Annotated in this window: 24 protein-coding genes and 1 pseudogene; 3 read left to right on the top strand and 22 right to left on the bottom strand. The window is 42.1% G+C overall.

Annotated features, from left to right (window positions below; all coding sequences use genetic code 11):
• Positions 1-67 precede the first annotated feature (67 nt).
• Positions 68-1,723: an extracellular solute-binding protein gene (locus NST33_RS16205; protein ID WP_339308711.1), complete on the bottom strand. Its 1,656-nt coding sequence runs from the start codon at positions 1,721-1,723 to the stop codon at positions 68-70.
• Positions 1,724-1,922: 199 nt separating this feature from the next.
• Here NST33_RS16205 and NST33_RS16200 point away from each other — a divergent pair, with 199 nt between their 5' ends.
• Positions 1,923-2,180, top strand: a complete 258-nt coding sequence (locus tag NST33_RS16200) for a GlsB/YeaQ/YmgE family stress response membrane protein (protein ID WP_074095306.1) — start codon at positions 1,923-1,925, stop codon at positions 2,178-2,180.
• 160 nt (positions 2,181-2,340) lie between these two features.
• Here NST33_RS16200 and NST33_RS16195 read toward each other — a convergent pair whose 3' ends face one another.
• The 3 genes from NST33_RS16195 to NST33_RS16185 form a co-directional block, all read right to left on the bottom strand.
• Positions 2,341-3,132 (bottom strand): SDR family oxidoreductase, encoded by a 792-nt coding sequence (locus NST33_RS16195; RefSeq protein WP_047843236.1) that lies wholly within the window; start codon positions 3,130-3,132, stop codon positions 2,341-2,343.
• Positions 3,133-3,553: 421 nt separating this feature from the next.
• Positions 3,554-4,000, bottom strand: a complete 447-nt coding sequence (locus tag NST33_RS16190) for a GNAT family N-acetyltransferase (RefSeq protein ID WP_127549270.1) — start codon at positions 3,998-4,000, stop codon at positions 3,554-3,556.
• A gap of 163 nt (positions 4,001-4,163) precedes the next feature.
• A complete protein-coding gene (locus NST33_RS16185) occupies positions 4,164-4,592 on the bottom strand; it encodes a MarR family transcriptional regulator (protein ID WP_036613915.1) in 429 nt (142 codons plus the stop codon).
• A 166-nt stretch (positions 4,593-4,758) separates the two neighbouring features.
• Between NST33_RS16185 and NST33_RS16180 the strand changes: the two genes are divergently transcribed.
• Positions 4,759-6,069 (top strand): amidohydrolase family protein, encoded by a 1,311-nt coding sequence (locus tag NST33_RS16180; protein WP_339308709.1) that lies wholly within the window; start codon positions 4,759-4,761, stop codon positions 6,067-6,069.
• 83 nt (positions 6,070-6,152) lie between these two features.
• Here the strand turns inward: NST33_RS16180 and NST33_RS16175 are convergent, their stop codons facing one another.
• Positions 6,153-6,572 (bottom strand): ester cyclase, encoded by a 420-nt coding sequence (locus NST33_RS16175; protein ID WP_221821431.1) that lies wholly within the window; start codon positions 6,570-6,572, stop codon positions 6,153-6,155.
• A 371-nt stretch (positions 6,573-6,943) separates the two neighbouring features.
• Between NST33_RS16175 and NST33_RS16170 the strand changes: the two genes are divergently transcribed.
• Entirely contained in the window at positions 6,944-7,300 is a 357-nt protein-coding gene (locus NST33_RS16170) for a helix-turn-helix domain-containing protein (RefSeq protein WP_221821430.1), read from the top strand.
• A 196-nt stretch (positions 7,301-7,496) separates the two neighbouring features.
• Here NST33_RS16170 and NST33_RS16165 read toward each other — a convergent pair whose 3' ends face one another.
• From NST33_RS16165 to NST33_RS16085, 17 genes and pseudogenes are all read right to left on the bottom strand, one after another.
• Positions 7,497-8,330: a radical SAM protein gene (locus NST33_RS16165; protein WP_221821429.1), complete on the bottom strand. Its 834-nt coding sequence runs from the start codon at positions 8,328-8,330 to the stop codon at positions 7,497-7,499.
• A gap of 15 nt (positions 8,331-8,345) precedes the next feature.
• Positions 8,346-8,585 carry a hypothetical protein gene (locus NST33_RS16160; RefSeq protein WP_260632763.1) on the bottom strand — a complete coding sequence of 80 codons (240 nt, stop codon included), beginning with the start codon at positions 8,583-8,585 and terminating at the stop codon, positions 8,346-8,348.
• Between the two features lie 109 nt (positions 8,586-8,694).
• Complete coding sequence (locus NST33_RS16155) at positions 8,695-9,063, bottom strand: hypothetical protein (RefSeq protein WP_036613922.1); 369 nt, start codon at positions 9,061-9,063, stop codon at positions 8,695-8,697.
• Between the two features lies 1 nt (position 9,064).
• Entirely contained in the window at positions 9,065-9,412 is a 348-nt protein-coding gene (locus tag NST33_RS16150) for a YolD-like family protein (RefSeq protein WP_100527527.1), read from the bottom strand.
• Entirely contained in the window at positions 9,409-10,647 is a 1,239-nt protein-coding gene (locus NST33_RS16145) for a DNA polymerase IV (RefSeq protein WP_260632762.1), read from the bottom strand. Before NST33_RS16145 ends, NST33_RS16150 begins: the two co-directional genes overlap by 4 nt.
• A 286-nt stretch (positions 10,648-10,933) precedes the next feature.
• On the bottom strand, positions 10,934-12,394 hold the full coding sequence (locus NST33_RS16140) for a glycoside hydrolase family 1 protein (RefSeq protein ID WP_221821428.1): 1,461 nt from the start codon (positions 12,392-12,394) through the stop codon (positions 10,934-10,936).
• 20 nt (positions 12,395-12,414) lie between these two features.
• Positions 12,415-14,280, bottom strand: a complete 1,866-nt coding sequence (locus tag NST33_RS16135; RefSeq protein WP_221821427.1) for a beta-glucoside-specific PTS transporter subunit IIABC — start codon at positions 14,278-14,280, stop codon at positions 12,415-12,417.
• Between the two features lie 146 nt (positions 14,281-14,426).
• Entirely contained in the window at positions 14,427-15,266 is an 840-nt protein-coding gene (locus NST33_RS16130) for a PRD domain-containing protein (protein ID WP_076250546.1), read from the bottom strand.
• 259 nt (positions 15,267-15,525) lie between these two features.
• Positions 15,526-15,855, bottom strand: coding sequence for a metal-sensitive transcriptional regulator (locus NST33_RS16125; RefSeq protein ID WP_047843212.1), 330 nt, complete (start codon positions 15,853-15,855; stop codon positions 15,526-15,528).
• 240 nt (positions 15,856-16,095) lie between these two features.
• Positions 16,096-16,335, bottom strand: a complete 240-nt coding sequence (locus NST33_RS16120) for a glutaredoxin family protein (RefSeq protein ID WP_074095290.1) — start codon at positions 16,333-16,335, stop codon at positions 16,096-16,098.
• 33 nt (positions 16,336-16,368) lie between these two features.
• Complete coding sequence (locus NST33_RS16115) at positions 16,369-16,572, bottom strand: heavy metal-associated domain-containing protein (protein WP_221821426.1); 204 nt, start codon at positions 16,570-16,572, stop codon at positions 16,369-16,371.
• A 5-nt stretch (positions 16,573-16,577) separates the two neighbouring features.
• Positions 16,578-17,207 (bottom strand): nitrite reductase, encoded by a 630-nt coding sequence (locus NST33_RS16110; RefSeq protein ID WP_221821425.1) that lies wholly within the window; start codon positions 17,205-17,207, stop codon positions 16,578-16,580.
• Between the two features lie 12 nt (positions 17,208-17,219).
• A complete protein-coding gene (locus NST33_RS16105) occupies positions 17,220-18,101 on the bottom strand; it encodes a hypothetical protein (protein WP_339303977.1) in 882 nt (293 codons plus the stop codon).
• A 28-nt stretch (positions 18,102-18,129) separates the two neighbouring features.
• Positions 18,130-20,568 (bottom strand): heavy metal translocating P-type ATPase, encoded by a 2,439-nt coding sequence (locus tag NST33_RS16100; RefSeq protein ID WP_339303975.1) that lies wholly within the window; start codon positions 20,566-20,568, stop codon positions 18,130-18,132.
• A 32-nt stretch (positions 20,569-20,600) separates the two neighbouring features.
• Positions 20,601-20,801 (bottom strand): cation transporter, encoded by a 201-nt coding sequence (locus NST33_RS16095; RefSeq protein ID WP_047843207.1) that lies wholly within the window; start codon positions 20,799-20,801, stop codon positions 20,601-20,603.
• 369 nt (positions 20,802-21,170) lie between these two features.
• Positions 21,171-21,812 (bottom strand): annotated as a pseudogene (locus NST33_RS16090) (chromosome condensation regulator); the annotation flags it as partial.
• A 178-nt stretch (positions 21,813-21,990) separates the two neighbouring features.
• Positions 21,991-23,922: a fructose-1,6-bisphosphatase gene (locus tag NST33_RS16085; RefSeq protein ID WP_221821424.1), complete on the bottom strand. Its 1,932-nt coding sequence runs from the start codon at positions 23,920-23,922 to the stop codon at positions 21,991-21,993.
• Positions 23,923-24,053 lie beyond the last annotated feature (131 nt).

Genomic DNA, 24,053 nt, shown 5'->3' with positions numbered 1-24,053 from the left:
TATTCACCACCTTTGTTATACCATATATTACTAGTTAGCTGATCGTTAACAATGTAGTAGGGAATGGTTATCTGACTAATTTGGCTTTTCTCAGTTCCAGTTCAGCCTGGCGATATTCCATCACCTGGTTAAAGCCATAGTTCACACGACGTATCAGAAAATTTTCAAAAATTTTGTCAAAGGCAGCTTCATCCTTCGCTGTAATCAGTTCTGGCAGCACTTCTTCCCAATTCTGAGAAATACGTGACCAGGCTAACGCTATATCGGAATCCCCTATAGGATCTAGTCCCTTATAGATGCCGCTGTCCAGATCGGCCTGTTGGTTGGCGAACTCCTCCATTTGCTTAATGGATGGGGCATTCTCTGGTCTCCACTTGTTAACGAAAGCAGGGTTTCGCAGCATCCAGTAGGTATCCATAATGCCATATTCCTTTTCCAGCCGCTCCCTATCCGTGTCATGCAACTGAAGCATTGCCGCCGTCAACTGTGGTTTGCCGTTCTTCATCGCCCAGGTTTCACCTTCTTTGCCCAAAAATAAATCCCTTTGGCCTTCTTCGCTGGCCAGATAGGTCAAAAATCGGATGGCCCGTTCAGGGTTTTCCGTGGATCTGCTAATCATCGTAACCATCCAGCCATCCATGCTGCCAGGAAACAGTTTGGCGGATTCTCCCCTGCTGCTCCGGGGTCCATCTACAGCAATATAGTATGAACTCTGATTCGTAAGGACTTCCAATTTCGAATTAAGGTCTGCTATGTCTGTCCATTCCCGAATCATCATAAAATATTGGGCTTGGTTGGTTTTTTCCTGCACCTGTGCACTGGAGTCGACCAGAAAATCAACATTAATCAGGCCCTGCTCGTAAGCGATACGAAATGTTTTCAGCCACTCAATATAATCCGGATCTGTCATTCGGTCGTATACTTTACCGTTCTGTTCATGGGGGATCGCAAGCAGATTTTGCAAATATTCGGTCATCCCATAGGATGCATTCCCCTGTGCCCAGAACGGACTGATCAGCTTGCCTTTATAAACAGAATATTGATTCTTCAGCAATTGCAATGCATTTAGAAAACCTTTTGGTGTGGTAAGGTCCGGTTTGCCCATCGACTCATACAGATCTTTACGTACGAGAAAGGTTTGGTTCGCTCCCGTCAAGCCGGTTGAACGCATCTGTTCGGGACTGTACGCATCATTGGGGATGACATAGGTATGGCCGTCTTCCTGCCGATACCATTGCAGAGCATCATCATCACCTGCTACCTTGTAAAAGTAAGGATCATACTGGTTGGCTAGCTCATCCAGGGCATAGATGAGATTACTCTCCCGAAGTTTGTTAACCGCACTCTCCCAGGAGCCGATGGTTATCAGATCCGGCAGACTACCGGTCGTCAACATCCGTGATAACATCTCGCTTGGTTCACCAGTTGATACTTCAAATTCGATATTGACCCCTGTTTTTTGGGTGACATATTTGGAAGTCAGGCTCTCACCCCAAGTTTGCCCGTACCATTCAGCTCCAACGAACCACGTTAGATTCACGGGGGTGGTATCCAGCTTCCATGACGGTTCTTCCAGATTCAGATTAAGGCTCTGTATCTGCTCCGTGAAGTCAACCTTTGTCGAAGCACGCCTATCTTCCGATTGCTCTGACTCAGAACAAGCAGTCAAGCCTGACATCAGACACATCATCAATAAGGCTATAATAAAAGGACTTCGAAACATGAACACCTAAGTGCCTCCTTCCTATACTGGCGATCTCCAATCCCCATCTGCATCAGCATTCATACTAGTGGTGGTACAACCGATTTTACTACCCTTGGATTAAAATGGAAATGGTTTAATGGTCGATTCGCAGATGATCCGCAACATTCCCCCTAACGAAACATAACTTGTAATAAATCAATGGAAGGGAGACCAATTCGTGTATTTAATCTGGATACTTATTGTCGGTGGGCTAATTGGCTGGTTAAGCGGAAATCTGATTGGACGGGACGTGCCGGGAGGCGTACTCGGCAATATCATTGCTGGCTTTGTTGGATCGTGGTTAGGGTATGAACTGTTGGGACCGAGGGGGCCGGTGGTGGGTGGATTTCATATCATACCCGCGATCGTCGGGTCGATCATTGCTCTCTTGATTTTCTATGCTCTGGCGCGCGGTGGAGCGTTCCGAAGACGTTAAAAGGCGGAGACGACAAGTTTTTAACCAATTGATTGGGTATTGACGTAAAGCTTCTTTCGCCACCTTTGCATCATCTTCTTCACAAAGCATAGTATCCACCCGCTAGTCGAATAAAGCCGCCGATCCTGTTGATCGGCGGCCTCCTTTGGTTTTATGGAAATTAGAAACCACCTCTAGAATGAATGATTTGTCCGGTGATCCATTGGGAATCGTCGCTTGCCAGAAAAGCAATCAGACGGGATACATCTTCAGGAAGACCGATCCTGCCCATCGGAAATTCCGGTAGCAAAGCTTTTTTCACTTCTTCTGACATCCAACCCGTATCGGTAGGCCCGGGATCAACCGCATTCACAGTAATGTGAAACGGAGCCAGTTCAGCAGATAGACATTCGGTAAAGGTGGAGACAGCGCCTTTCGTTGCGGCATAAGCGAGATTGCCAGGCATCGGCCCCTTACCTTGACCGGACGTGAGGTTGATGATCCGGCCGCCGCAAAGGTCCTGATGGACGGCCAGTTCAACCTCCAGCATACGCGCAAATTCGGCCGATAGCATGAATGTACCTCGAATGTTCATGGCACAGTGCGCATCGATCAATGATGCATTTAATTGACGGAAATCAGCTGCTACACTGTAGGTAGCGTTGTTGACGAGAATGGTCGGCAGCCCGAGAGCCGATCGGCATGCATCAAGCAGTTGCGCTGGAGAATTGGGATCGGTAAGATCGACCTCCATATGCGCTGCCTTAACGCCATAGGAGCGAAGTTCTTCGGCAAAGAGATCCGGCCAGTTTTTGTCGGCATCCCCCGGATTCTCTGTTTTATCGTAATCGTACAGATGGGTATAGAACACATTAGCGCCTTCTTGTGCCAACGTGCGGCAGACAGCGGTTCCAATACCTCCGGGGCGGCTTGTGCCTGTCACAATAGCGGTTTTTCCGTATAGTTTGGTCATTTTATTACCTCCGTTTAATAAGGGAGGGAGAAAACCATTTTTCATTGGAGATGGAATTATCCTAGGTATAACAAAAAGCGGATACATCAAGTATCCGCGCCCGGGTTTGATTCAAACGGTTCCTCGCGTCCCTTGAATGATTGCGGATCGGCATCACAAACCAGGCGTGTGGTTATAACCAAAACACCAAGTCGAGCGATCCAGTTTAGATAATCATTACAAGGAAGTCCACATGGTCCGGCGAGTCCCCTTTCCTACATCTCCACTTTAAATATTACGAGTCAGACTCAATTACTGTCAAGACAAATACATGGGATTACATTTCCAGTGAAAATGGTTGGGTGGTCAAGCATCCTGCTAACCTGCAGACTGTTCACTTTTTTGAATGTAACTTTATGTTCGATTTTTACAACTTCAATTCTTACAACTTCAATTCATATCGTATATCAGGTAAATTCTCTTCATTTTCTTGTCCTCTACCAGTAATTTCAAACCCATTATTCTCATAAAATTTTTGGGCATCTTTATTCACTTCAAATGTATATAAAGTTAATTTTCCATTTGCTTGTGCTTTTGCTTTATTAAGCAAGGTTCGCCCTATTCCATTCCCTTGATAATCAATATGAATATAAAGTTGGCTTATCTCAGTTTCACTATAGGCAATCATTCCAACTACTTTTTCATCAATTAACGCTAAATCTATTTGATACTGTTTAGATAGTATATGATTTAAAAAATATAGATGGTTTTCGAAGCTATGGGTTTCAGCCTGACCAATTGCCCGTTCCTTACTATCTCTCCACATTTTCACTGTATGTTCAGCATACTTGGGATTATAGTTAGATACTTTAATTTCAAGTTTGTTTATTAATATACCGCCTTAAATAGAAAGATTTTCAAACGATGCAGTAATGACTTGAAAAATATCTTCTTGATCCAAGATTTCCGTTCCATTGTAAGTAATAATTCCTGATGAGAAATCAATGTCATCAGTGTTCTATGGCCACCAGTTACCTCTGCCTGCCAGTCTATTATATGCGTTCATTAATTCTGATCAGTAATTTCTTTAAGATTTGTTTCTCCTCGTCATTAAGGGCTTGAACGATTTCATCCTCCACTTTTTGAAATGAGTTATTGAAGTCTTCAATCAAGTCAACCGCTTTTGGTAATACATAAATATTTTTTTGCCGTTCATTATTGGCCGGGATTTTACGTTCGATGAAACCTTTTTGCTCTAGACCTTGAAGCATGCTTGTAACGCTTGCCCCACGCAGATGAAACCGATCTGCAAGATCCTTTTGAATAATATGATTATCTTGATTCTCATAAATATAATCGATTACTTTTCCTTGTTGAGAACTTAATCCTAGCTCTTTTATACTCTCATCCGCTCTTTTCTTTAACTTAAGACCGATAATTTGAAACAACTCCATATAAGGCGTATCTTCTCGGGAAGGCATGACCGTCCATCGTCCCCTCTGTAATTGTTAGGAATCTAATTGTAAGTAGCTAAAATATACAGTGATCCCAGTAGGCTTGTCAAACAAAAGTTAGACTATTGACTGTTAGATATCTAACAGTTATACTCCGAAGTGTTGAAACACAAACACATTAGGAGGAGTTATGATGGAGAAATTAAATCAGAATGCTGGATCAGAAGGAATTACGGCGATTACAAATGTACGAATCTTTGATGGATATCAGATTATTGCTCCCAGACATATTGTCATTAAAGGGGTTTCCATTATTTCAGTGGGCGGAGACATCCCAAGCGATGCAACAATTATCGATGGAGAAAATGCGACATTAATACCTGGTCTGATTGATGCACATGTCCATACCTCCATTGGTGGATTACGAGATGCCTTAAAATTCGGTGTTACAACAGAACTTGAAATGAACGGCGATTTTACGAAAAGAGGGCGCGAAATTCAGCTAAAAAATGTCGATGACATCGCAGACGTTCGATCTGCTGGTACAGCGATTACCGCTCCTGGTGGGCACCCAGATGAATTACTACCTGATGGAGATGAAATACCTGAATTCGTATTAAAGGAACTAGAGAAGTTATCGGAGGAAGACCGGGAAGCAATGTTAGCCGCCTACGCTCACGATCACGACGAAATACCTCAAGTGACGACGGTTGATGAAGCGATCAAACATGTGCATACCCAAGTGGAGAATGGATCTGACTATATTAAGATCATGATTGAAGAGGGAACGGTTATGGGTGCACCTGGCCTGCCTGTTCTAAGTGATGAGATTCTAAAAACAGCCGTTACTGAAGCCCACAAGTTCGATAAGTTGGTCATTGCCCACGTTTTGACGGCTCTTTCATCGAAAGCTGCCATCGATTTTGGAGTCGACGGTTTGGGCCACTTGTTTATCGACAGACCCGAGTACACGTCCGAATTGGTTAAATCCATAGCTGATTCTGGAGCTTTTGTTACACCGTGCTTGGTGTTGAATTCATCAATTATAGGTAATCCGGCATCAGAATTGGCTAATGATCCACGAGTTCATTCCAAATTAAGTCCGGATTGGATCGATATCTTGAACTCAAGCTTCAATACGTTCCCACAAGGCAATATGGAGAACAGCTTTAAAAATGTGATGGATCTTCACCGTGCCGGAGTTGATATTCTTGTAGGGACGGATGTCGCACCGGTTCCTGTTCCGAACCTTGGTGGCCTTGCTCATGGGGCTAGTGTTCACCACGAAATGCAGTTGCTGGTGAAGGCTGGGTTCACTCCGATCGAAGCTCTTCAGTCGGCTACTTCCAAACCGGCCCGTTGCTTTGGTCTACATGATCGTGGCCGGATTACCGAAGGTGCACGTGCTGATCTTATTCTCATAAACGGTGATCCGATCACTAATATTTCAGATACCTTGTCAATCAAATCCGTGTGGTTCAATGGTTCGCAAAAACTAGGCTAAAACTAGTAGTTTATATTTCCTAATTGTAAAATCACTAAGAAGAGGGAGTGCAAAAATGCAGTCCCTCTTCTACTTTAATCTAATTATGCTTTTGGAATTGCCCCTATTTGTTGAAGCAAGCCAAGCATATCAGGTTGACCATACTCTTCAATAATTTGGCCATTGGAGATCCGATAAAAATTCATTGCATTTACTTCGATTTTTTTGCTCGTTGGTGGAAACCCGAGAAACTCTCCGTCTTGTGTGCCCTTCATGACAAAATGAGCTGCTATTAGATCCTCTTCTGCTACTAGCTCCTTAACAGTCCACTGTATATCGGAAAAACCAGATCTCATCATATGAATTATGGAGAGATAACCACTGGGACCATTCATTGGTTCTTTTTGCATAGGTACATAAAAAACAGCATCTGGAGCAATCAATTCTTCAGCAAGCTCTTTGCTTGCCGTATTAATGAAGTTCGTGAATCGATGCATCAATTGTTTGTTTTCTGTAATCGTCATATTTAAACCCCTTTCTATTTCGTGAGCATATGCCTTCACTTAAATTTTATCTCTACTTTAGATACTTGGTAAGTAGGCACCTTAATGTTGCATAGGAACCTTTTTGTAACTATTATTTTATCTTTAGGTTGCAGAGCCAATAAACTGATCTCTAAATGCTGTCTCCAAGAATTCAAGAACGTTAACATATGATTCAAAAAATAGTCACTCAGTTGTATCCATAAACTATTTTGCGAACTCCCTCCTCCTTTCATTCATTTTCATTTGATTTTTCATAGACAGAATTATAATATAAGCAATGTATTGTTTTGAAAGTAGGCGCCTTTTTGTTATATAGGAACCTAATAGTAACTATTGGAGGCGATAATACAGTGATTTCAAAAAAAGAGTTACCGTTGTGTCCCGTCGCAACGACAGTTGGATTGATAGGTAACAAGTGGAAGTTATTGGTTATGAGGGATCTTTTGAAGGGAACTCATCGATTCGGAGAACTTCGTAAAAGTATCCCGGAGATCAGCCAAAAGGTTCTCACTGAAAATTTACGTTCAATGGAAGAGGATGGAATTGTCATTCGTACTGTTTTTGCAGAAGTCCCTCCGAGAGTCGAATACAGCTTAAGTGATTTAGGAAATTCACTGAAGCCAATTATATTCTCTATGGAAACATGGGGACTCGGGTACCAGAAACTCAATGATGAACTTCCAAACGATATTGATCAGAGTGAATGATGTCAAATTGTTACTCCACGGTCATTTCAAAATAGAATAAATTCCTCTACATCTTCAAGTTAAGTCAATGGAGGACTCATGCGTCCTCCATTAATTCGTATGAGAGAGTTGATCTTCGAACACCAGTTTCTGCAATATTTCTATTGCATGAAGAAAAAACGGACAAGATCCTCATTAAATAATTGGCTATTTAAAATCAAAATGGATATGCATTGTTTTTGGATACATGAATAATTTCAGATGGAAACCTTGCCTTAAAATATTTTTCGACTTTCAGATGAATGCTTTTCTCGTACCATCTGTCCCAGCCGTTCGCCTCAAATAATTGTGGCATCCCTAACCGCTTAGATCTCATCCCCATTTGACCATCACCAATCAATAGCGTATCAATCCAAATTCGATCAGTTATGCCTTGTAACATGTTAGCGAAATTAGGTGAAAAAGGTAGCACAGGGGAGATAGATATTTGTGTATGTATCCCTGCATCATTTATCTTTTTCAAGGCTTTAACTCGTAAATCTATTCCAGGAGCATAGGGCGAAAAAATTCGTTTCACGTCTTCGCGATCTGTCTCGATTGTCATTGAAACCATAATTCGACATTTTCCTTTTAATTTCAGAAGTATATCAAGGTCTCTGGCAACCAGCGGGCTTCTAGTTTGAATTTGAAGTGAATCTGGTGGGTTTTTATCCATTTCTTCCAATAGGCTTCTTGTAATGTTTGCCCTCTGCTCTACAGGTTGATAAGGATCTGTGGCTGATGACATGAATATACTTATGGGTTTATTTTTACGTCTTAGAAGAGAGACTTCCTTTAGATAGTTTTCTGCTGCATTTTTCTTGACATCCACCCACGATCCCCAAGGAATATCCTTAAACTTTTGAATAGGCATTTCTCTGACATAACAGTATTCGCAAGCAAATGCACAACCCGTATAGGGATTTAGTGAATGAGTAAAACCAATATCTAGATAACCTTTTACTTCACTTAATATTTTCTTAGACACAATGTCTTTGATTTCAATTGGCATGACGCTACCATCCCCTCAATTACTTTTACGCCCACTTCTCCTCTTGCGTTTTATCTTAAAATTTCTCATGCTACTTGAAATGATGACTTGATAATTACGTCCCGCTAGCGAACCCGAAAATTGGGCATCCTGCTGATTTCTCGATTGTCTTAAACCTTCTGCTATTCCTCCTCCTTCGCGGCTTTTCTTTTGAATGTCCTTACCGAATAAAGGGGCAGATATATAATAATGAGTTTTTTTATCTTTGACATCCAAACATAGTTTACTCTGCCTTTTTATTTATCTTTTTCGTGATTCCCAGTTTGCCGAAAGATCTGCTCGTATTGGTTGCCGCATCCATGAGTTAGATTCTTATTTTCTATGTTCATGTGGGCAATTCAGTAATATCAACGTTCATATGTTCGGTAAGCATTAAGGTTACATCCACTTTCACTTTGCTCCATAATAATGTCATTTTATGAATGTAACCTCTCACCGAATAATCTACCGTTAAACTCAGCTCAGATCTCACTTCATCTATGATTTTAATATGATGTTCCTTTAGCCTTTGTTTTGATTTGTACATCTCTAAAGCAATTTTCTTTTGAGTACCGTCCAAGTAGTCAACATACACAGATTTCATTTTGAAGTTTGAAGCGTATATTTTATGTTTATCTACCTCCAGAGCACCTAAAAGATAAGGGAGCTCTACCACCCTCTTCACGAGTGAAAGTTCCTCGAAAGTCTGTCGCACTTTACACGCCTCCTTCTTCAAGTTTTACAGCGACCAATTGATCAAAATCGACCCATTCAAATCCATTCTCCATTTCAATTTTGATTTTCTTTCCAAAGGTACTGACTGAAGTGACGATCCCGTGTATATCCCGATTGCCTGACTCAGTAAATATTTCAAAGGTGGCTTGCAATGTATAATTGAGCGACATATCTATATTTTGTGTAATAATCTCCCACTCATCTTCATGGATCAGCGGTTTCGTTAGATAATGAACTTGAGTACGATGCTGTATAATTCGTTCTTTATGTTGAGGAAGCATCATGCGGCTCGATTCCCATAATCCATTGGCCTCCAGTTTTTTGCTCATTTATAATGCCCCCCAATTTTAGATGCTCGATCGATCGCTTGACCCGCAGCCGTAATGGAGCTTGCTCGTAGAATGGCAATGTCGCCAAATCGATCCTTAATATCGTCCATCACCTGATCAATGGCCCGTTTCTGCTCTTGATCATCAAAAAAAGATAGTTGATATGTATCCGCGTTGGATAATTGAGACAGGGATACGCCTACACGGCGCACAGGTTGCCCATCCCAGTGTTGATGAAATATGCGTTTGGCTATCTTGCATACATCAACGGTTATGTTTGTAGGATCAGACAGTTTCACCTGCCTGTGAAAACCAGTGGGGTGGTCAAAATCCGCTCCAGACACACTCACAGATACTACACTACTCATCAGTCCCTTTTTGCGGGCTCTTCTGCATACTTCTGTGCAGATATCGAGAATAACCACTTCGATCTCCCAAGCCTCTGTGAAATCTCTAGGTAGGGTCATTCCGTTTCCAATATCTTTTTGTGTACTGTGCGTGTTGACGGTTACCGGCGAATTGTCGAGTCCATTTGCGACTCGCCAAATGACTTCTCCATTAACACCCCACTTACTTCTTAATTTGGAAAGAGGCGTATTCGCCAGGTCTCTAATGGTTCGGATGCCCATCTTCCACAGATGTTTTTCCATTCTGGAGCCGATCCCCCACATATCGCGGATGGGCCTATCTCCAATATGGAGGTGTAACTCCTCTTTTTTTAAGTGGAAAATGCCCCCCTCTGCTTTTTTAGCGATCATATCGCAGCATAATTTACTGATGATTTTGTTTTCACCAATGCCAGCTCTCGCGTAAACGCCTGTTTCATTATAGATTTTGTCTTGAATTTGCTTGGCCAAATCAACTGGATCATTACCGAATAGATGCATAGACCCTGTAAAATCAGCGAATAATTCGTCTATACTGTACGGTTCGACCAGATCGGTGAACTCTTCAATAATGGACATGATTTGAGTGGATACTTCGATATATTCTTGCATGTGTGGTCTCACAATGATCAGTTCAGGGCACTTCTGAAGAGACTGCCAGAGTGGTTCCGCGGTAGACACACCCTTCGCCTTGGCTAGTGGACAAGCGGCAAGGATAATTCCAGAGCGTCTTGCGGGGTCTCCCGCAACAGCTAATGGTCTATTTTTGTATTGAGGCATTTTTGCCTTTTCGACTGAAGCATAAAACGACTGCATATCAATGAGCATAATGGTTCGTTGCTTAGTCAACACTGTAATCACTCCTGTACTTTTAAGAACGTATGTTTGTATATATTATAGACCGAACACATGTTCTTTATGCAAGAGGTAAATATTTATATTTAGCTTTTGAAAACCCTTGGACACCATAATGAACTGTAGACTGGATATTGTCAGCCACTGTAGCCATCAAAATAATTAATTCTTAGTTTTATTATTGATGCACAAAAAACCAAGTACTTGTCTCACAAAGTGATAAGTACTTGGTCTATTTGATAGAATTTAAAGATTGGATCATCTTTCGTTCGAGTGCAAATTATATTTCCAAATCCAATCTTTCCCCGTTGGATTCAATCACCTTTTTATACCAGTGGAAACTGTCCTTTTTACTTCTTTTCAGGGTACCACTGCCCTCGTTATCCTTATCTACATAAATGAATCCGTAGCGTTTCTCCATTTCGCCAGTTGAGGCACTAACGATGTCGATGCAACCCCAAGCCGTGTAGCCGATAAGATTAACGCCATCGAGGATAGCTTCTCTCATTTGTTCGATATGATCTCGCAGGAAATTGATCCTGTACGTATCATGGATAGAGCCATCCTCTTCGATGACATCAACCGCTCCCAGACCATTTTCAACGATCATTACAGGGATTCTATACCGATCGTACACATGATTGAGTACGTAACGAAGTCCAACTGGATCGATTTGCCATCCCCAATCATTTGCCTTCAAATATGGATTTTTGAATCCACCAAAGACATTCCCCTGGGTTTCATCACCCTCTGGGCGGGTACCCACTACATGAGATTTGTAGTAGCTGAAGCTATAAAAATCAACACAGCCTTGTTTTAGCACTTCTACGTCTTCTTCTGCCATCTCAATCTGAATATTGTTCTCATTAAAATATCTCTTGGCAAAGTCAGGGTATTCCCCTCTAACTTGCACGTCACTGCTTAGCATATTGTTAATCTGATCCATTCTCAGAGCCTTCAACATATCTTCCGGTTTACATGTACTTCCGTAACCATGACTATAATTAATCATACAACCGATTTGGAACGCCGGATTAATCTCATGAGCAAGCTTGACAGCTTTTGCACTTGCTATAAATTGATGATGTAAAGCCTGGAATCTTAATTGCGTACTATCCACAACCGTATTGTTAAATACACCACTATCATCAACTAATAATGCCCCTGCTATATATGCACCTGCTGGAACAATTAAACTATTGATCTCATTAAATGTAATCCAGTACTTCACGACATCCTTGTAACGGGTGAAAATGGTCTCACAATACCGTACGTAGCAGTCGATCATCTCTCTGGAAGCCCAAGCATTGAACTTCTCAGTTAGCGCAAACGGAGCTTCGTAATGTGAGATCGTAACGATGGGTTCAATATTATACTTTTTCAGTTCACTGAACACCTTGTCGTAAAATTGAAGTCCTGCTTCATTTGGCGTTATATCGTCCCCGTTGGGGAATATTCTGGACCAAGCAATGGACATTCTGAAGCATCGAAAGCCCATCTCTGCAAACAGACGGATATCTTCTTTGTAATGATGGTAAAAGTCTACTGCCTCATGGGAAGGATAGTTTACGCCCTCCTCAATGTGTTTAGTGATCCGTCTTGGAATAGTATGCGTTCCACCCGTCATCATATCTGCTGTACTTGCCTTTTTACCATCAATGTTCCAGGCACCCTCATATTGATTCGCCGCTGTTGCGCCGCCCCACATAAAAGAGTCCGGGAATACGGTTGTGTTCTTCATTGGAATTCCTCCTTGTATTCTTATATGATCTTCATTAGTTTTTCACCGATCATAATCGATGGTTTGTCTATACCAATTACATCTGTAAAGTCATCTGAATTCGTAACAATAATAGGTGTAGTCAGATCATAACCTTTGGCGGCTATTGCATCTGTATCGAATTCGATAAGTAAATCCCCAGCTTTTACTTCATCACCTTCTTGTACATGCACCTTGAAATGTTCACCTTTCAGCTTCACCGTGTTCATGCCGATATGAACGAGGAGTTCAGCCCCATTATTCGAGCTAATACCGATTGCGTGGAAGGTAGGGAATACCGCGGATATGACACCATCGGCTGGTGAAACAAGCTTTCCAACTGTAGGTTCAATGGCGATCCCTTTTCCCATAGCTCCAGTTGCAAAAGCTTCGTCCTTTATTGTTGATAACTCTAGAACTCGACCAGTCATTGGTGCTATGAGCACATGTTCAGAAACACTAACAACAGGCACACGGTTTGTTGAAGATGAATTGGCTGGTGTTTGTTGATCCTCTCCATCCTCAGGCACATCTTCAAATCCTAAAATAAGCGTCATCAAGAAGGTAACAACAAAGCCAATGACCAGACCAATTGCTGCATGGATTAGGTTCCATGGATTATCTGTGATAAATGCTGGCAACGTAGCCAAGCCGGCAATGCCTAGAGCAGATCGAGCTACTCCGAACAAGCCAACGTATATTCCGCCTACAATACCACCAATGACAACAGCGATCAGCGGTTTTTTCAACCGTAGATTTACACCAAACAATGCAGGTTCGCTAATTCCTAACAGCGCAGTTACGCTAGTAGAGTATGCAACTTGTTTAAACGCCTTATTTTTGGTTCTTAATGCGACCGCGAGCGCAGCTGCACCTTGAGCAATATTGTGTACGAGCATACCTGGGCCAACAATGCCATCAGTTTTTGTCTGCGCATAAGCAGTGAGGACAACGGGTCCCAAACTATAGTGCATCCCCGTCAGAATCAGGAATGGGAATGCTCCGCCGATAATACCAGACACTAACCATCCTGCGTGTGTATTGACATAGGATACAGCAGAAGCAAGATAGTTACCGGCAATTGCACCCAATGGTCCTAGAATAATTAATGTTAGAGGCGCCATAACAAGGATTACAAATAAAGGTTTCAAAATGGATTTGATCACGGAAGGAGAATACTTTTCAGCAAATCGTTCCACATATGACAGGATCCATACAGCTAGAATAATTGGAATAACGGAAGAAGAATACGTTGCTTGTGTAACAGGCAGACCGAAGAACGTAACAGGCTCACCCGCAGACATCAACGCCGAAAAGCTAGGATGTAACAAGATACCCGCAATGGTTAACGCAAAACCCACATTAGCTTTAAGTTTAACAGCAGCACTCCAGGCGAGCAGCATTGGCAAGAAGTAATAAGCCGCATCCCCGACGAAAGTCATAATCGTATTAAATTGACCGTCAAGGTCAACGAGATCAAAGGTTTTCAAAATAAGAAGAACTGCCTTAATCATGGCGCAACCAATCATCGCCGGTAGGATAGGTGTAAAGATTCCGGAAATCGTGTCCAGAACAGTGGAGACTTTTCCTTTTTTCACAGTTGGAGTATCATTCTTGCTTGTAAAGTTCCCTAGTTGCGCAAGGGCTTTATAGACGTTGTTGACCTCATTACCAATAATGACCTGATACTGACCTCCACTACTGGCAACGCCCACAACTCCTTGTACGTTTTTCAGTGCTTCGTTGTTTGCAATCGACTCGTCTTTCAAATTAAAGCGCAACCTGGTAGCACAGTGTGTAACACTTTCAATGTTTTTTTCACCACCAACAAGTTTTAGAATGTCGGTAGCCGTTTGTTCATGTTTCATTTTTGTTCCCCCTTCAATGTATTATTCTACAAAAAAAGACCTAGAGTTCTATCGAATATAGATATGCTCTATACACGATGGAACTCTAGGTCTTGCCTGCATCACCAGTAACAATCCTAGTATAGTCATTATGGAGCGATGATGGGTCAATCCCTTTCTTCATCAGTCACCCTTTTGATATGAACAGTTAAATACACCAATTCGTCTTCGGTTAATTCTTTCCCATAGTCTACCCGAATCAACTGCGCAATTCTTAGACTACATTGGTACTCTAGCTTATATTTTTCTTTAATAATATTGAGGAAATCGTTATCATTACTTTTCATCACCGTATTGTTAAACAGACGATAGGCAAAAAACTTTAGATGCGTGATCAGTCTAGAGTAGTGAAGGGAGCTTTCGTTAAAGTGAATTTTGAACTGATAACGAATAATATTTAAAACCTTTTGAATCAATTGTGTCATCTTCATGGTATCTTCCATTTCAGATCCGAGCTCTGCATTGACAATATGAAGCGCAATAAATCCAGCCTCATCTTCAGGCAACGTAATGTTGAATTCTTGATTAATCATATCCAAAGCCTTCAAAGCCACTCGATACTCATTGGCGTAGAATGCTTTAATTTCAGACAATAACGCATTGTTGAAGTTCATTCCCTGTTTATAGCGTGATACGGCGAAGTTAATATGGTCTGTTAGCGTCAAATATATATTTTCATTCAGCTCTTTATCCAAGGACTGCTTGGCATATTGAATAATACTATCGGACACACGGATGTACTCCATCGGAATCTGCGCGAGCAGGGCATATAATTTGCCAGTTACATTTTTGGACTTCAGGAAAAATTCTTTCTCAATCTTCTCTGTGTCCACATCGTCTCCTTTTTTCTTCTGAAAACCAATGCCACTTCCTAGAAGCATCATCTCCTGGCGTCTTTCATTTACAGCGCAGACGACATTATTATTAATAATTCGCGTGATTTTCATACGAATCTCCTTTTAAAATGAAACGTTAACAGAATTTAGCAAATAAAAAAGACCATTAATAGTGCACCCATGGTATTAAACTCTACATGTTTGCATATTAATCGGTCTTGCCTGCTGATCAGTAACAATCCTGATTATATTCATTATTTACTTGTACGATTATCTTAGTGGAAGGCGTTAGATTTGTCAATATGGTCATTTGAAGTACTGATGGGGCATTTGCCTGAATAAAACAAGAGGATATCTCCCCTATCCTAGCTTACTTAATTAACTTATTTACAGTGATCATCAGTTCATCCAAAACTTTGTGATCGCCTTCTGAAATGCGTTCAATGACACAGCTTTTCATATGATGTTCCAAAAGCTGCTTTCCTACGCCATTCAATGCGGATTGAATGGAGGCAATTTGGTGCAACACGTCATCACAATACGTATCCTTCTCAATCATTCCTTTTACTCCACGCACTTGCCCTTCAATCCGATTCAACCGGCTAATTAATTTTCGCTTTGTACTCTCCGAATGATGGCTTTTCCGCTCGTTTGAAGATGTATGGTCACATGAGGCGGCCTCAAGTATCGTATCATCCATGTAGATCAACTCCTTTATTAACACATTACCATCCCCCCCTACCCTATGTAAAGGGAGCAAGAAGTATCATGGTACGTGCTAAGAGAACGGCTTGTCATCAACCAAGATTGAATCGGTTGGGCAACCATCTACTGCATCTTGTAAGCATATTATACCCTCCACTCCTACAAAGATATATCAGTCAAAGGTATATTTTTATTAAGAATAACCCCGGTCAAAAGTTGACCGGGGTCGTAAGAGTTACTTAACTAACTCACTGATTTCAGTGAGATTTTCGGCAAAGCCTACAAAGACCTTATCTCCAATGACAATGGTTGGAACAACCTGTTTGCCAGTCAACTTCCAGACTTCCTCAGCGTACTTGGCATCTTCTTCACAATTGTAATCCGTATAGGGAAGCTCATGCTCTTTAAAGTAACGTTTAGCATAATTGCAATCGCTGCAGGTTGGGATTGAATAAATCTGAATGGATTCCGTCATGCCCAATTACTCTCCCTTGTATTTCAATATATATTAGGCTCCGACGTTATATCCTTTTTTACGGATCGCTTCTTCAATTTCAGCGATTTGAACTTTAGAATCGTCAAATCGAACTTCTACTGTTCCTTGTTCAAAATTAACGTGCCCTTCAGCTCCAATAGCGCTAATTGCACCTTCAATTTTAGTTACACAAGAACGGCAAGACATACCTTGAATTTTTACAGTTGCTTCTTTCACTGTTTTCACCCCCTTTCAAGCGTCATAGACTTCAAGTTTTCCAGTGTCATTCGATTAACGAATTTGCTGAACTTTTCTTTGCCTTTTGCATGCATCTTATAATAATCAACAATTGCGGTAACAAAAGGAATAAGCTGATCCTCCGTTAATCCGGAATGTAGCAGCTTGGCGAAGGAGGGTTTAAGCCCCTTCGACTCGCCACCAACATAAACATCGAACTTATCGCGCATCTTTACGATCCCAATATCCTTAATCAACGGTTCACTAGTGCCTAAGGCGCATCCAGCATATCCAATCTTGAGTGGTGTAGGCGTCTCGATACCAGAAATGGCCTGATTTAAATTTTTGGCTGTTTCCATGCCTGCTTCTTCTGCACCTCTACAAAAGTTGCAAGCGATCAGACTTTTGGTTACAAATCCTGCAGGGTTTATTTCAAGACCGTGATCCTCAAGTTCATTTGTGATCTGCTCTCGTTGTTCAATCGATACTTCTGCGTAGAGTTGCTTAAAGGGTGTCATCTCCACTTTTGAATCTGGACTAATAATCTCGCCAATTTTAACTAGTTGCTCCGGAGTGAATAAGCTTCCACCAAGTTGGATTGCTGGACTAATCGCTATTTTAATTTGATCTCGCATGCTCATACCTCTCTACTCACTTACATCTACTACAAAAGGTACTGTAAAAACTTCCCCATCATGTTGGAATTGGCCCCAGATTTTATAGATTCCGCTATGCGGGAAGGAGGTCATAAATTCCGCTTTTGGACCTGGTGCCTTTTCCTCTGTTGGATGAACATGCAGATATTGCTCTGCATCCTCAGAAAGGATAACAACATGACCTACAGCACCGAGGTATTGTTCAAGATTATTAATCCCTTCGTTCGTTGACGCATCCATGATATTAAAGGTCAGATTTACGTCGTTGTTGGCCTTTTTGGTACTCAATGAAAGTTCGATTTTTTTACCATCCACTTCTTTTACAAGGTTGGAATCCGCATGAACAGGCTTTTGGGCTTTTTCTTGTCCCCCAACGTTCACCCATTCACTGAGTGCAGTACTCGCTCCACCTTTTGGAACAAAGTCGGCAAGGATTTTGTATTCGCCACCGACTGGAAATGAAGTTTCAATCGCAAACTTTCCATCGCCTTTATAATCTGGATGAATGTGATTAAAGTAAGAAAGATCTTTACTCACCACGATAAGGTGCATTCGTTTTTCGTGGCCCATCTCAAATTCATTAACCGGATTTCCATCGGCGTCCGTGATTTGAATTGTCAGATGCGAATTTTCATTGGCCTTCACATCTGATGCAAAGGAGAACGAGGCTTTAAGGATACTTGCTGTTGAATCAGCATGAGGCCCTGCATGATCATGACTCGCACCTTCAGTTTCAGAATTCTTCTCAGTATGATTCATACCACCATGTCCATCTGTATGTGCACTTTCTTTAGGGGTTCCGCAAGCAGACAACACATCGAAAGCTAAAACACCGGTTAACATTAGCATGATTTTTTTACTCCTCATCATCATTATGTTCGCTCCTATTCTAGTACTTTGACTAGTGACGTACTTTTACGCGTTGCAATCGCAGGGCGTTTAGAACGACGGATACCGAACTCAAGGCCATCGCTGCTCCTGCAACCCATGGTGCTAACAGACCGATAGCTGCAATAGGGATGCCTAAAGTGTTGTAACCAAGTGCCCAGAACAAGTTTTGCTTAATGTTGTTCATAGTCTTACGACTCATGTAGATAGCATCAGGAATACTGGATAGATCGCCGCGCATAAGTGTTACATCAGCTGCTTCCATCGCTACATCTGTCCCCGTACCAATCGCCATACCAATATCTGCAGTTGCCAAAGCCGGTGCATCGTTAATACCATCGCCAACCATGGCCACTTTTTTACCTTGAGATTGCAGTTTTTTCACTTCTTCCGCTTTTCCTTCCGGCAAGACCTCTGCACGAACGTGGTCAATACCTACTTGAGCAGCGATGGCTTTTGCCGTCCGTTCATTGTCACCTGTAATCATAATGACCTGAATGCCCATTTCTTTCAGACGGCTCACTGCAGCTTTCGAAGTTTCTTTAATCGTGTCTGCTACAGCGACCATACCTGCATATTGGCCATCAATGGCAACCAGCATCGCGGTTTTGCCCGCTTCTTCCAAACGTGACATCGAATGATAAGCTGCTTTTGCATCGATATTATACTTTTCCATCAGTCGACGTGTACCCACGAGTAGTTGTTTACCTTCAACCGTTGCCTGGATTCCGAAGCCCGGAAATGCTTCAAAGGATTGTGTTCCTGGTAGTTCGATATTTCGTACCTGGATGCCTACAACGATGGCTTCTGCAAGTGGATGCTCAGAATTTTTCTCTGCAGCTCCAACAAGTTTCAGGAATTCATTCTCATTGCCAAGAGCGACGACGTCAGTCAATTCAGGTTTACCTTTTGTAACAGTACCGGTTTTATCCAGAAGGATCGCATCAATTTTATGCGTCTGCTCCAGATGCTCTCCGCCTTTGAACAACACCCCTAGTTCAGCCGAACGACCAGACCCCGCCATAATGGATGTTGGGGTTGCAAGTCCAAGTGCACAAGGACATGCGATAACAAGAATCGCAATTGCTTTTTCTAACGAACCTGCAAAATCGCCTGGTGTAACCCAGAAGTACCAAACCACGAAAGCAACTATTGCAATTCCTACAACGATCGGGACGAATATGCCAGAGATCACATCGGCTACCCGCTGAATTGGTGCCTTTGATCCCTGAGCTTCTTCAACAACCTTAATAATTTGTGCAAGAGCGGTTTCTTTACCTACTTTGGTTGCTTTGATCCGAAGAATACCGTTTTTATTAATCGTAGCTCCAATCACAGCATCTCCGACTTGTTTCTCTACTGGAAGGCTTTCGCCCGTAAGCATGGATTCATCTACAGATGAGATCCCTTCCAGCACCTCTCCGTCTACAGGAACTTTATCTCCTGGGCGAATAAGGACAACATCTCCTACAATGACTTCATCCACTGGAATGGTAAGTTCTTTGCCATCCCGAACCACTAATGCCGTCTTCGCCTGCAGACTCATCAGTGATTTAATTGCCTCTGATGTTCGGCCTTTCGCAAGTGATTCAAACAATTTACCCATAAGAACCAAAGTAATAAGGACCGCACTCGTTTCATAATACAGGGATGGACCATGATGCATCCCGTCAGCCATACTTGACCATTGAATGGTCAAATATAAACTGTAGAAGTACGCTGCAGAGGTGCCAAGTGATACCAACACATCCATATTCGCACTCCCATTCCGGAGAGCCTTATACGCACCCACATAGAACTGTCTACCAATATAAAATTGTACTGGTGTAGCCAGAATTAGTTGGAACCACGGATTCATAAACAATTCCGGTACATAGATCCATGAAGTGAACGAGAAGTGACCTACCATAGTCCACAACAACGGCAAGGAAAGAATTGCCGAAATCAGTAATTTCCGTTTTTGATTGCTCAGTTCTTTAGTACGATGCTCACTTGCACCACCACTGGAACCGTCTGCTTTGCTGATCGCTGTATAACCGAGTTTTCTTACCTTGTCTTTCATGTCTTCGATGGAAACTTCACCAGGAGAAAATTCAACTCGAGCCGTTTCCATGGCGAAGTTTACTGAAGCGTTAGTCACGCCGGGCAATTTGTTCAGGCCCTTTTCAATTTTGTTCGCACATGCTGCACAGGTCATGCCTTCAAGATTGAATTGCGCAACCTCTGAAACGGAACCATATCCAAGTTTTTTGATTTTTTCCTCAAGTTCTTTCATTTCCACTTTCGTGGGATCATACGTTACACTTGCCTTTTCCAAAGCGAAGTTAACATTCGCTGATGTAACCCCGTCCATTTTGCCGAGGCCTTTTTCGATTTTGTTTGCACAAGCTGCACAGGTCATACCTGTAATTTGTATACTCGACTGTTTCGTCTGAGCCGCTGTTGTTGCCACAATAACTCACTCCTCTCATCGTCGTCCATTACTTACGCTACTTCATAGCCTTGTTCTTCAATAACTTCTTTAATTTGCTCCAAGGAGACTTGATTTTCATCATACGTCGCTTCAACCGAATCATCACTGAGATTCACCTTGCCACTCACTCCAATTTCTTTCAGAGCACCTTCGATGGAGTTTACACAATGTTGGCAGCTCATACCTTGTACGTTCAATACAATGTTTTTCATCTTATTTCGTCCCTTCTTGTGGGTAATTTTTTGGTTTAGTTTGACCTAAACGATGGGCTGTACTCTCGAGGCCAGTTCCTCAGGTCTCGTTGACCTCTTGTTAAATACTATACCCCCCTACCCTATATTTAGTCAACATCTTTTTATACCCCTCCACCCTATATGAACTATCTTTCTCGTTAGCTCAATGAATTTATGGAGAGAAGAACCGATTATCTGTATGCTGATCGGTAATCGGACCATGTTCATGTCCTTGACTTGGGAAAACTTGTACCGATAAAATAAAAAAGCCGCTAAAATAGCGACTTCAATGGGGTCATGATCTTGTCTCTCGATATAAAATTCCCTTATTTATTGTTGGATGCTACTCCATCCATTTACATCACATTGTCCACAATCATTATCACCCACAGCAACCACCGTACCATCCGATTTCAGTCCAATCGTATGGGCACATCCCGCCGAAACAGCCAATATGTCGCTCCAGTCGTTTATGCTACATTGGTTATACTTGTTGTTACCAACCGCTGTTACCGTTCCGTCTAATTTTAGACCAACTGTATGCCAGTCACCCGTCGTGACCGATACAATATCATGCCAGCTGCTCACGTTGCATTCCCCTTCATTATTTCGCCCCACCGCCACCACGGTGCCATCTGATTTAACCCCAACAGTTCGGCACCAACCTGCCGAAACGGTTACTATATCGCGCCATTCGCTTACATTGCATTGGTCATGCTTATTCCAACCTATAGCTGTTACCGTACCATCAGATTTAAGACCAACGGTATGGGCATTACCGGTATTCGTAGCCATATGAACATTACCAGCAGCAACTGCGACAATATGGCACCAATCGCTTACCTTACATTGACCGTATTTATGATCACCCACCGCTATTACTGTTCCGTCAGATTTAAGAGCAACGGTATGACGACGACCTGCCGCTATGGTACAGTTACGGAACCGTTTCGTCTCAAACACTGCTTCCTTCCGTGAATTGTAGTCCATATCTTCCTCCTCTCCACTAATTGAAGGCAAATTTACATTTCCTCTACGTTGTTAGATCGCACTGCTACAAAAGAAAGGCTCGTACAGGCTGGGTATTATTACTTCCCTGCCCAATACGAGCGTCTACGTCATATTGCACTCAAACGGTTGATCCAGGTGTGTATTTTTAGCAATCGTTTCATTTCATGTCGCGATAGTCTAATAGATCCTTCAAATTTGAGATTTTCTGTAACAGCTGTTCACCGACATTGGTTTCCCTCACTAGTTTCCGTGCCAGTTCTTTGTCCACCAATCTTTTTAGAGATAACACGTCCGTTCCGTTACATAAGACATCTTCTTTTGAGTTAAATTTCTTATGGGCGACAAGTTGCATGCCAAAGGAATTGTACAACAAGGTATATCCGGCAATTCCCGTTGTGGATTGATAGGCTTTGGAAAAACCGCCGTCAATCACGATCATTTTTCCGTTTGCTTTAACAGGGCTCTCTCCACTAATTTCTTTGACTGGTGTGTGGCCGTTAATGACATGTCCATGATCTGGATTCAAATCAAACTCCTGCAAGATTTTTCGACAGATCTCTTCATTTTCACGTAAATGGTAGTACGGATTCTTTCTCTCTTTATGTGCTTCTTTATCTTGGATAAAATACCGTTCAAAAGTGGTCATTTCTCTCTTTCCAAAGAGCGAGGAACATTCTCCTGTCCAGATGTACCATACCATATCCGTCGCCAGATCTTCTGTCTCTTCCGGATGCGCAAAGGCGTAACGTAGATAATCTTCAAAAACATCAAGCAATTGACGGCCCGCATATGTCTTGTCTTCAATCTGCAGTTCTTCCATATTTCCTTCTTCATCCAAAGGAATACAGCCGTGGATTAACAAATTCCCGTTGTATTTTAAATAAAGGCTGCCCTTTTTCATGAGAAAATTCATATGTCTGGCCATCTTTTCGGAATGCTGAACGGAAAACAACAGCTTTTCCATCACCTGACGTTCTTCCTCCAGCAATTGTTCAGGTTTCTGCGGATTTACGGTTGCGAAACAGGTGTTTTCCAGCAGGTACGTTTTACCGCAGATATTGATTTCATTGTTGTCGTAATCAATCTGCTCCAGCAAAAGTCTTTCAGACATATTAAAGTATGGGCGTCTCTTGATAATCGGGATTTCAAGTTTAAACTGGATCATGGCAATGGCTTGGTGAATTTTGGTGATCTGCAGAATTTCCTGCTCCGATACATTATGGCCAGCCTGCAGCTTAGGTCTGAAGGACGGATTGTCTTCATAATATTTCTCCGCCAGGTTTAGCAGTGGGCGCAGATTGATTCCGTATACATCTTCAATGATGTCCAGATTGTCGTATCTGGCGCAGATCCGAATAATATTCGCAAGACAGACCAGGGAACCTGCGTAGGCTCCGATCCAGAGGACATCATGGTTCCCCCACTGTATGTCTACAGAATGGTAGTTGATCAGCGTATCCATAATTTTATCGGGGTACGGCCCCCGGTCATAGATATCTCCAACCACATGAAGATGGTCAACGACCAGGCGCTGTGTCGTATAAGCAAGTCCGATAATGAGATTGTCCGCCTGGCCCAAGGATATAATTTGCCGATATATTTCCTCGTAATAAGGATTCTTATTGTTGGTCGAATCCGTCTTGTATAAAAGCTCTTCTACAATATATACATATTGCTCCGGCAGAGCTTTACGCAATTTTGAGCGTGTATACTTGGAAGAGGCATAAGAAATAAGCTTAAGCATGTGTTCAATTGTTAGTCTGTACCACTGGTTCAAAGCCTGTTTATTGCTCAGTTCCCCTATAACCAGCTGTATTTTTTCTTCCGGGTAATAAACTAACGCCGCAAAATCATTGATTTCTTGATCTGTCCAAACCTCCCGGAATAATTCTTTGATTTTCTCTTTGACGGTACCCGAACCGTTTCTTAGTACATGCTGAAAAGCGTGGAACTCCCCATGCAAATCACTGACAAAATGTTCGGTTCCCTTTGGGAGATTGGAGATCGCTTCAAGGTTGATGATCTCTGTTATGATTTTTTCTTCCGTATCATATTTCTCGGCCAATAAATCTAGAAACTGCTCATCCAAAACAGATGTCCCCCTTCAAGGAAGTATGATGTTGTATAGCCGGGTCCAAAAGCTTTAGACCTATATCAAATTACACTCTATACTTGGCATTGATTATATGATAATTATCAGCAACGCCTTCCCCCATCATA

This window comes from Paenibacillus sp. FSL L8-0435, assembly GCF_037965655.1.
Lineage (GTDB): Bacteria > Bacillota > Bacilli > Paenibacillales > Paenibacillaceae > Paenibacillus.
The sequence above is the reverse complement of the archived record's forward strand: the minus strand, read 5'-3'. Positions and strand labels throughout refer to the sequence as shown.